Origin of the sequence: Flavobacterium sp. ACAM 123 (assembly GCF_000264055.1) — a bacterium.
Lineage (GTDB): Bacteria > Bacteroidota > Bacteroidia > Flavobacteriales > Flavobacteriaceae > Flavobacterium.
The window spans coordinates 1-10,610 of record NZ_AJXL01000115.1; the positions used below are offsets into that span (position 1 = coordinate 1).

Consider the following 10,610-nt stretch of genomic DNA (forward strand, 5'->3'; position numbering starts at 1 on the left):
AAAGAGGCTTTTCGAAAGTAATTTTCGAAAAGCCTCTTTTTATTAGCGATATTTTTAGCTACAAATTGTACAAATTTCTATTGATAGAATTAATTGATGAAAATTCGTAAAATTTGTGTTTCGATTCTGAGTACTAAAAACTAAAACTAGTCTCTTTTAGGACTGTTTTTCTTTTCTCTTTTTTCGTCTTTCTTTTCTTTTGCCGTTTTAAGAGGCTCTTTTTTGGCGGTTTTCTTCGCGTCTTGACTTTTTGCCATGTTTATCAGTATTTGGATTTTCAGTTTCGATGTGGGTAAATGTATGTATTATTTTGCTTTATTCTAAATATTACTTTAAAAAAATAGATCTCTAATAACTACAGTGACTGGGGATATTGAGCTTTTGTAGCAACGATTGACGCATCCAGATTACGCAGTTTATATTACTTTTTCTTCAAAATTTTATATTCTTCATAGCAGCCGCTAATAGCATCCATGATTTGAAGGTCATTTGCGGTTTGAATAAAAGAGTCAGAGTAATTACAGCGTTGCAATATTTCAGGTATTTCTTTTTTATCGATACCTAGAAGTACGGCAAGAGTTTCTCTGTCAAACTTAGATTCTAGCAGGTTACGCACGGTATCGTCTTTCTTCATTTCCTTGAGTTTCTTTAGCTCATTTGGGTTTTTACCAAAGAAGTTATAGAGCAGATCTGTAGGGTTGAAAATGGATCCAAGAACGCGTCCAAACGCATTTGGGGAATACTCACCTGCTTCATAGCCGTGGGTTAATCCAGAAATACTATAGCGGTAATTTTCGCTTGTGGGAATTGTTTTTGAATCAACCTCTAGGTATCCTGTTAAGTTAAAAGGCCTGATGACAATTTCTTCAAGGGCAATGGCTCGCTCCGTTAGAAAAATTTTAGCGACTTTATTTTTTATCCAGTCATTCGTCACCTTAACGCGTAATGATTGAAATCCTAAAAGGGAAATGTGCAGGGTGTCGGTTGGTTGTACATCAATTTCAAAATAACCGTTAGCATCTGTTCGTGCTCCTCTAACCTTGTTGATATTAATGATGTTTGCATTAATTAACACTGACTTTGTGTTATCGTTATAAATAAAACCGGATACTTTTTGGGAAGGGACTATGTCTTGAGCGGAAGCGCTTATGGATAGGGCTAAAAAAAAGAGAACTATTAAATATTTCATAAACTGATTTAAAACTTTAAAAGTAGTAAAACAGGATTGAATATTTTATAGTTCTCTTATATAATTACAAGAAAATTAACAGTAAATGTTAGTCTCTTCTTGGTCTTCTTGGTCTAGATGAGTCACCAAAACTTTCAGAACGTCTTGGAGCTCTGTCTGAAGAACCTTCACTTCTTGGAGCTGAACTTCTTCCACCAAATCCACCTTCTCTTGGAGCAGAGCTTCTTCCGCCAAAGCCACCTTCTCTTGGACTTGAGTTTCTGTCGCTTCTACCGCCGCCTGAACCTTCTCTTCTTGGTGCAAAACTACCTTCTCTTCTTGGAGCAGAACTTCTTCCGCCACCAAAACCGCCACCACCAGAATTTCTTCCGTTGTGATCACGTCTTCCGCCACCATCATTTTTAGAAATTTCAACATTGATACGACGTCCTTCTAATTGTACGTTGTTCAATACTTCCATAACTTTATCTGTGTGCTCGGGGTCTGTGTTAAAGAAAGAGAAACCTTCTTTTACGTCTACTTTGAAAACGTCATCACGACCTAAGTCTAATGTTTCTTTCAAGTAGTCTTTCAATGACATCCAATCGAAGTTATCTCTTGAACCGATGTTCACAAAATATCTTGTTGCACCACCATTATTATTTTCTCTTGGAGCACCGTCTCTGTCATCACGTCGTTCAGAACCTGAAGATTGATTAGAGATATCTCTAGTTTTTTTATAATAGTTGATGAAACGGTTGAATTCAACTGAGACCATTTTCTTGATCAGCTCTTCTTTCGATAAGTCTTCAAGTACGTTATTAATTGCAGGAAGGTAGTTGTCAATTTCATGATCAACCTCTACATCTTTAATTTTATTCGCTAAGTGCAATAATTGTGTTTCGCAGATTTCAATTCCGGAAGGAACTGTTTTTTCTTCGAATTTTTGCTTGATGATTCTTTCAATAGAAGAAATCTTACGCAATTCACTTTTAGTTACAATTACAATAGAAGTACCTAATTTACCAGCACGACCAGTACGCCCTGAACGGTGCGTATACGTTTCTATTTCGTCAGGTAGTTGATAGTTCACTACGTGAGTAATGTTGTCAACATCAATTCCACGTGCCGCAACATCAGTAGCTACAAGCATTTGGATTTGTCTTCCTCTAAAAGATTTCATTACACCATCACGTTGCGCTTGAGATAAATCTCCGTGCAATGCGGCAGCGCTGTAGCCGTCTTCTACTAATTTCTCAGCGACAGCTTGCGTATCTCTTTTGGTACGGCAAAAAATCACTGAAAATATATCTGGATTAGCATCGGCTAAACGCTTCAAAGCTTCGTAACGATCACGTGCGTTTACTAGGTAAAACTCATGTGAAACTGTTGCAGAACCTGAATTCTTTGCTCCTACTGTGATTTCAATAGGATCTTTCATGAATTGTTTTCCAATTCTAGCTACTTCTGCAGGCATGGTAGCCGAGAATAACCATGTATTTTTTTCGTCTGGCGTAGTGGATAGGATATTTACGATATCTTCGTAGAAACCCATATTCAACATTTCGTCAGCTTCATCTAGAATACAAAAATCAATTTGAGAGATGTTTACTAATCCTCTATTGATCATGTCTTGCATTCTTCCTGGAGTCGCCACAATGATTTGTGCGCCTCTCTTAATTTCTCTTGCTTGATCTGTTATGCTAGCTCCTCCGTAAATTGCTACCACATTAATACCTTTTTCGTATTTAGAGTAGTTTTTAATTTCGTTGGTAATCTGCAAACAAAGTTCGCGTGTTGGAGATAAAATTAATGCTTGTGTATTTCTGTTGTTGGCATCAATTTTCTGAATAACTGGAAATCCAAATGCTGCCGTTTTCCCTGTCCCTGTCTGAGCCAACGCAACCATATCTGTGTCTTTTTCCAATAATAGGGGAATCGCTTTCTCCTGTACTTCGGTCGGATTCTCAAATCCTAGATCTAAAATCGCCTTCAGTAACGATTCACTCAATCCTAATTGTTCAAATTTATTCATATGTGTTTTTAAAATAGGGTGCAAAAGTACTGTTAATAATTGAGATAAACTAATGCTGTTTCAAGTTTCGCTATTTTATTAAGAATTGATTATCAGAAAGTTATATTTTTAATTTGAGAAGTAGGGCTGTGAGTTTGGTATTGGCGAAATAAATAAAAGTGGCGAACGTAAATTATTGAAATAAAATCGTTGAATTTTAACACTTATATTTCATCTTTCAAAAAGCTGATTAGTAGTTGCGTGGCCTTTCCTCTATGACTGATCTGATTCTTGATTTCGGACGGTAATTCAGCGAAAGTTGCTGAGTAGCCCTCAGGCTGAAATATTGGATCATAGCCGAAACCTTCGTTTCCTACCTTTGATAAGGTAATTTCACCACTTGCTATTCCGGTAAATAGATGTTGCTTTCCATTAAGATTCAGCGTAACAACCGTTTTGAACTGAGCGTTTCGATTGGATTGATCAGATAGGGCTTGCAATAGTTTATCCATGTTGTCGTCAGGACTGCGTTGTTCACCTGCATATCGGGCAGAGAATACTCCGGGAGCGCCGTTCAGCGCTTCTACTTCAAGTCCTGTGTCATCCGCAAAGCAATCATAACCATATTTATCGGTTACATAATTGGCTTTCAAAATAGAATTTCCTTCAATAGTATCGGCCGTTTCTTCTATTTCTTCGTAGCAACCAATGTCTTCCAAACTTACTATTTCTATTGTAGCGGGAAGTTGTTGCTGAAATTCTTTGATTTTATTTTTGTTATTTGAAGCGAAGACGAGTTTCATTTATTTTTATTTTGATGTATCAAAGGTATGTTTTTTTAAGTATTCCTAACAAGGGCGCGTTATCTTCGTTCTAATAAGATCGGTATTGTATGAAGCTTGTTGCTCGTTGGCTATTTGACAATGTAGGGTAGTACTTTTGGCTTGTTTTCAAGCTTTAAATAAATGCCATACGTTTTGCTAAGTAATTAGCCTTGGCGTTTTGATTACGGCTATTTGCACAGAGTAGCTAAATAGACCGTAAGTTGTACCAAAAGGGATAATTAGATGATAATCAGCCAAAGTTTATTTGGGACATCTGTACAAAAACCTCCTTTCTTTTTTTAAGTGTGATGAGAATTGTGTGTTTTTTTAAACTGATTCTTAAACAGTATTGCGGAAAATAATAGTAATAGAGTGAATTGATAGTAATAAATTAAATCAGTACAAGTAAATTTGATGATTGCTTAAAGCTTTATTATCAATGAGTTAATCATTAGTTAAAAGCCTGATTGATAGTTTCGTTTGCTATAGTTAGTTGTAACTTTACGATGTGGTTTTGATTAATTATTTATTTATGTCAATCTTGATATGAGAATGACAATTTAATAATCAGCTCTATTTTATTTATTGTATAAGTTGATGATAATAAATCAGAACTAACAATTGGAGGGCTTTCATAGCCCTCCTTTTTTTTGTGATGGATGACATTGCTTTTTCATCCTGTGACGCTTCTGAAGTTATCTAGGAAATATAAATCAGAGAGCTGCGTATATTCTTCGCCGCGCATAGAGGACTGCCCTTAACTTCCTAATCGCTTGATTTTAAACCTTCGGCATGAAGTTCATTCGCTGTATGCAAATTATTTTTATGGAAATGGAAAACCCGTTCTGACCTAGCTCTGCCGCCCAGCTCTTCGCTTGCATTTTATTTGGAGTCTCAAATGCTATCAGATAAACATTGTCGTTGCATGGCAATGCCTTAATGCAATCCAACAAAAGCAAAAAACGGCTATCACCGCTGTACATATTTACTCTCATTGCTACCGCTCTAATAAGGAGTAGCCTGATACAATTGTACCGCTGTATAGTACGCGTATTTTGTTTTGGATATTTAATCCAATTAATATTTTATGTCAATGATAACTACGGCCGCAATTGCGATTCCCACATCGTTTGAAAATTGGTATAGTACGCTTCTCTGTTTCATCGGCAGGTATAAAATGTGGAAAATAATACTGCAGCATCCCTTCTTGGCTAATCAATTCAAAATCATTGTTCTGGCTGATGCACAGTTTAACGCCAAGCCTTTTTTATTTGATAATTAGCTTACCAAAGCAACGCGTTGTAATAAGGTTGTTGCAGGATAAAATGAGTTACAACTGCAAGTGTAAAGAATGGTTGCGTGTAGTTTAATTCTTTAGCTTTTGAAATTTTACTAGTGTTTTTTGTGGGCAATAATTCATAATAATATGGTTTTTCTTCCGTATTTCTTTTTGTAAAACAGCACTGTATCTCGCGGCAATAGTTTCAAAAGGGTATTTAAAATAGCACAAAACAGGAAAATTGCTAAGGATGGCATTTCAAAGTCATATGCTCATGAAAAAGCAATAATAATACTAAAATAGCAGCGAAGACTTATCTAGCGCTAAGATAGAAATGGATTGTGACAGAGATGCTAAAGGCATTGCTCTTAGAAACAAAGATTTTATTCTGGTGCTAAAGGTTTTTAGAGTCCCGCAGTTGAGTGGGAATATAACTTCGCCTACATATTTAGTTGTGATCGGAAAAAAAGCATACATTTCGCACAAATTGTAAGAAATCTGGAAAACTAAAAAAGCATTTTCTACGTAAATACAATTATCACAAAGAATAAAATACAAGAATGAAAAAACATACTACCCCAAGTAAAGCTTTTATGATTTTCTTTTTCCTGTTTATTTTGACAAACACGTATTCACAATATGTATTTTGGGACAATGCATTGCCTAAAAAAATATCATTGCATACGTATACTACCGTCACGGACGTAGGTCAGAAAGATTTAGATATTCAATATGTAATGACAAATTATGACACATTGAATCCCAACGCTTTAAAAACAGCGAATGATGATCTGGGCTTTACCCAAAATAATTTTTGGGCAAAACTGGCTCTTCGAAACGCAACCGATTCAGAGCTGCATTATTATTTAGAAACTGCCCTACCCATAACTGATCTTGCGGAATTGTATATCATTGATAATGTTTCCGGTAAAATCTCGAAGGTGGTAAGTGGGGATTTATTACCTTTTTCTGAACGAACATATGATAATCGTCGAACGATTTTTAAAATTAGTTTGCAGCCTAAAGCAAGCTTAAAATTGTTTTTACATTTAAAAAGTGATGGTGAAGTACTCAAAATCCCAGTGATTTTATACTCAGCAGATAATTTTATCCAAATGGTGTCCTTTGAGCAATTAGTTTTTGGGTTTTTCTACGGTATGTTGGCAATTGTAGCTCTTATTTACTTCTTTTTCTTTTTTGCCTTACGGAATTTCACCTTTTTGTATTATAGTTTGTATGTTGTTTTTGTAGGGCTCTTGCAATTCGCTTTAGATGGTTTTTTCTATCAGTTTGTAACTCCTAATGCAGGATGGTTTTCGAACCATTCCGTGCTTTTTATTGCTATAATTGCTGTTTTTTTGTCGGGAAAATACAGTGAAGTATTTTTAAAAATAAAAGAGCACAGTAAAACGCTCTACATCTTGTTTAATATGGCCTATGTATTGCTGATTTCTCTATTAATGGGTGTGATATTTGTTCCTTCAATTTTGGTATTATCCTACATTTTGGTTAACATGCTTACGCTGGTGTTTCTGCTGCTGATTGTGTATTCTATAATTTACCTATATTACAAAAGGAAAGCAGTAGACCCTTTTTTCTCTGCTGGTATTCTGTTTTTGATTCTGGGCTTTGGCGTATTTATATTGCATAATTTTGGTTTATTACCCAATAATTTTTTAACACAAAACAGTTCTAAGTTAGGTGTGGGAATAGAAGTTGTTTTTCTTTCTCTTTCGATGTCGAATCTAATAAGAAATTTGAAAAACGAAAAGAATGAGCTGAATCGTGTCGCTTTAATTCGTTCAGAAGAGATGAATGATTTAAAGACTTATTTTTTATCGAATATTAGTCATGAGTTGCGAACACCCTTAAACGCTATCATGAACTTAACAGATTCTATCTCGAGCGAAACCCAAGAGGAGAACATCCAAAAAAAATGCCAAGTTATCAAATACTCCTCCCATAGTTTACTCAGTTCTGTCAACGATATTTTAGATTTTTCTAAAATTGAAAAAAAGGAACTAAAGTTAGAAAAAACAAACTTTAGCCCTTTAAAAGTATTCGAGGATTTGAAAAAAAACGCAGAAATACGAGCGCAAGATAAAGGATTAGATTTCCAATTTTCGATTGCAGGTAATATTCCCTTCGTCGTTAAAGGAGATGAAACTAGATTAGTACAAATCTTAAACAACGTGCTGAGTAATGCCATTAAATTTACGCCCTCGGGCTTTGTGAACTTTAACATCAGTATGCTGATGAAGAAAGAGAATAAGGTAAGTTTTATTATGAAAGTTTCAGACTCGGGTGTGGGCATACCAAAAGAAAAAATAGATACTATTTTTGATTCTTTTTCTCAAAATAATGTGGATCATAAAAGAAAATTCGGGGGACTTGGTTTAGGTTTGTTTATTGTAAGGACATTGGTGGATATGCAAGATGGAAAAATTAAAATGGAAAGCCCAGTGGGTAAAGGTACAAGCTGTGAAATAAGACTTGATTTTGATATCATTGAATCACAGAATAGTGAAATTGTGATCTCTGAACCTGCAGTTTATGACTTGGGAGGAAAAACTATTTTAGTAGTAGAAGACAATGCTATGAATCAGATGGTAATTAAAATGATTACTAAAAAATGGTTGAATACAGTAGTTTTGTATGCTAATAACGGGCAGGAAGGATTAGATATGTTTAAAACCAATAAAATTGATCTTGTCTTAATGGATCTTCAAATGCCAGTTATGGATGGGTATGAGGCAACAATTGCAATAAGGAATGGAGAAGTAGGAGCAGTAAATGCGACCATTCCTATTATTGCGGTAACTGCGGATGTCATGGAAAGCACAAAATTACGCACAGCAGAAATAGGAATGAACCATTATTTATCGAAACCAATTAAAAAAGAAGCGTTATATAATATCGTTAAAAAGCTAGCCTAACTGTAGCGCAGTCTTACAAAAACGTGTTTAATGCCTTTTTTTTCTGATTCTCGTTCGTCAATTTCAAGGATGTCGGTGAGTGATTTTAACAGCGGAGTCAATTTAGCAAAACCATAATTTCGTGGGTCAAATTCAGGTTTTCTTTTTACGATAAGATTTCCTACATCACCAAGAAAGGCCCATCCGTAATCATCGCAAATATCTTCTATAGACGATTCGATTAGTTCTATTGTTTGTGTATCTATTTTATTTAATGATTTCTCAACCGGTTTCTCAACCGGTTTTCCAACCGTTTTTCCAGCTGGCTTTTTGGTGTCTGCAGTGCTAGTCCGTTTTTTTGCTTTTTTCTGAATGGCACCATCTAAAACTTCGATATATATAAAACGATCACAGGCAACAATAAAGGAATTAGGCGTTTTTTTCTCTCCCATTCCTATCACTTTCATGCCAGATTCTCTCAACCGGATCGCTAAGCGGGTAAAATCAGAATCACTAGAAACGATACAAAACCCGTCTACTTTATCAGAGTATAGCAAGTCCATGGCGTCAATAATCATAGCTGAATCTGACGAGTTCTTTCCCACGGTGTAGCTGTATTGCTGAATGGGTGTGATTGCATATTCTAACAAAACAGTTTTCCATCCTGCGGCATTTGGCTTGGTCCAATCGGCATAGATGCGCTTGGTTGTAGGCGTTCCATATTTAGCAATTTCTTCCATCATCCCTTTTACATTGCTGTAAGGAACATTATCTGCATCTATAAGTACCGCAAGTTTTAATTCTTTTGAATCCTGTGACATATTATTCTCGAATTGAAATTTTAGTCAAAGGTACAAAGTTTATTATTCAAAACTAATTTTTGCTGTTCACGCCCTCTTATATCGGCTGTTTTTGTTAGAAAAGGATGCTTCGCGAGTGAAATACTAAAATAAAGTGACATAAAATCCTTTTTTAAGATTTAAATATTTATTTTTGCATCTTCTTAACAATTAAAATTATTACTTAAATACATTATGGTAAAAGATTTATTCGAAAGGATTCAGAATAATAAAGGACCTTTAGGGAAATGGGCTTCACAGGCCGAAGGATATTTTGTTTTTCCTAAATTAGAGGGTGAACTAGGACCTAGAATGCAGTTTGGCGGAAAAGAAGTTTTGAACTGGAGTTTGAATGACTATTTAGGTTTAGCAAATCATCCAGAAGTTAGAAAAGCAGACACTGAAGCAGCTTTAAAATACGGTGCGGCATATCCGATGGGAGCGAGAATGATGAGTGGTCATACCAAATACCATGAACAATTAGAGAATGAATTGGCTACTTTTGTAATGAAAGAATCAGCATATTTATTAAATTTTGGTTACCAAGGAATTATGTCAACAATTGATGCATTGGTTACAAAAAATGATGTGATTGTGTATGACGTAGATGCTCATGCTTGCATCATTGATGGTGTTCGTTTGCACATGGGTAAACGTTTTACATACCGTCATAATGATCTTGCGAGTATGGAAAAAAACTTGGAACGTGCTACTAAATTAGCTGAAGTAACAGGAGGAGGAATCCTTTTTATCACAGAGGGCGTCTTTGGAATGCGCGGTCAGCAAGGTAAACTGAAAGAAATTGTTGCGATGAAGCAAAAATTCAATTTCCGTTTAGTAGTTGATGATGCACATGGTTTTGGTACACTAGGGAAAACTGGTGCTGGTGCAGGTGAGGAACAAGGGGTTCAAGATGATATTGATGTTTACTTTTCGACTTTTGCAAAATCGATGGCTAACATTGGTGCTTTTATTGCAGCTGATAAAGATGTTATTGACTATCTAAAGTACAACTTACGTTCTCAAATGTTTGCTAAAGCATTACCAATGATTCAAGTTATTGGCTCATTGAAACGTTTAGAGTTGTTGCGAAATAACCCAGAATTAAAAGATAAACTGTGGGAAAATGTTCATGCATTACAAAACGGTTTGAGAAGTAAAGGATTTAACATTGGAGATACAAATACCTGTGTTACTCCGGTTTATCTTGAGGGAAGTGTTCCAGAAGCGATGGTAATGGTAAATGATTTGAGAGAAAACTATGGTATTTTCTTGTCGATTGTGATCTATCCCGTGATTCCAAAAGGAATGATTTTATTACGAGTAATTCCAACCGCTCCGCATACTTTAGCTGATATTGATGAAACTCTTGTGGCTTTTGAAGCTATTCGTGAGAAGTTAGAAAACGGTACCTACAAAGAAATTGCTTCTAAAACGAAAGTAGATTTAGACGCATAATATTTAGTTAGCTGTGGTGAGTTTTTATTGGTCTATTGCAAATTAACACAAATAAGTCCTTGAAGGTAAGAAAAGTTTCAGGGCTCAGTAATAAAGTAAAAAATCCATTCATG

7 protein-coding genes are annotated in these 10,610 nt (G+C 35.4%); 3 read left to right on the forward strand and 4 right to left on the reverse strand.

Annotation, left to right across the window (positions count from 1 at the left end):
- Positions 1-421: 421 nt before the first annotated feature.
- From A3SG_RS0115695 to A3SG_RS0115705, 3 genes are all read right to left on the reverse strand, one after another.
- Positions 422-1,189 (reverse strand): carboxypeptidase-like regulatory domain-containing protein, encoded by a 768-nt coding sequence (locus A3SG_RS0115695; RefSeq protein WP_016990955.1) that lies wholly within the window; start codon positions 1,187-1,189, stop codon positions 422-424.
- A gap of 88 nt (positions 1,190-1,277) precedes the next feature.
- On the reverse strand, positions 1,278-3,203 hold the full coding sequence (locus tag A3SG_RS0115700) for a DEAD/DEAH box helicase (RefSeq protein ID WP_016990956.1): 1,926 nt from the start codon (positions 3,201-3,203) through the stop codon (positions 1,278-1,280).
- A gap of 203 nt (positions 3,204-3,406) precedes the next feature.
- Positions 3,407-3,985 (reverse strand): non-canonical purine NTP diphosphatase, encoded by a 579-nt coding sequence (locus tag A3SG_RS0115705; RefSeq protein WP_016990957.1) that lies wholly within the window; start codon positions 3,983-3,985, stop codon positions 3,407-3,409.
- Between the two features lie 1,114 nt (positions 3,986-5,099).
- On the opposite strand from A3SG_RS0115705, the gene A3SG_RS0115710 reads away from it, so the two are divergent.
- Both A3SG_RS0115710 and A3SG_RS0115715 read left to right on the forward strand, forming a co-directional pair.
- A complete protein-coding gene (locus A3SG_RS0115710; protein WP_016990958.1) occupies positions 5,100-5,288 on the forward strand; it encodes a hypothetical protein in 189 nt (62 codons plus the stop codon).
- A 557-nt stretch (positions 5,289-5,845) separates the two neighbouring features.
- On the forward strand, positions 5,846-8,221 hold the full coding sequence (locus A3SG_RS0115715) for a hybrid sensor histidine kinase/response regulator (RefSeq protein WP_016990959.1): 2,376 nt from the start codon (positions 5,846-5,848) through the stop codon (positions 8,219-8,221).
- On the opposite strand, the gene A3SG_RS0115720 is transcribed toward A3SG_RS0115715, so the two are convergent.
- Positions 8,218-9,021: an NYN domain-containing protein gene (locus tag A3SG_RS0115720; RefSeq protein ID WP_016990960.1), complete on the reverse strand. Its 804-nt coding sequence runs from the start codon at positions 9,019-9,021 to the stop codon at positions 8,218-8,220. The genes A3SG_RS0115715 and A3SG_RS0115720 overlap by 4 nt on opposite strands.
- 213 nt (positions 9,022-9,234) lie before the next feature.
- Between A3SG_RS0115720 and A3SG_RS0115725 the strand changes: the two genes are divergently transcribed.
- The gene (locus tag A3SG_RS0115725; RefSeq protein ID WP_016990961.1) at positions 9,235-10,497 is read left to right on the forward strand and encodes an aminotransferase class I/II-fold pyridoxal phosphate-dependent enzyme; all 1,263 of its coding nucleotides are present in this window, start codon (positions 9,235-9,237) and stop codon (positions 10,495-10,497) included.
- The last annotated feature ends 113 nt before the right edge of the window (positions 10,498-10,610 follow it).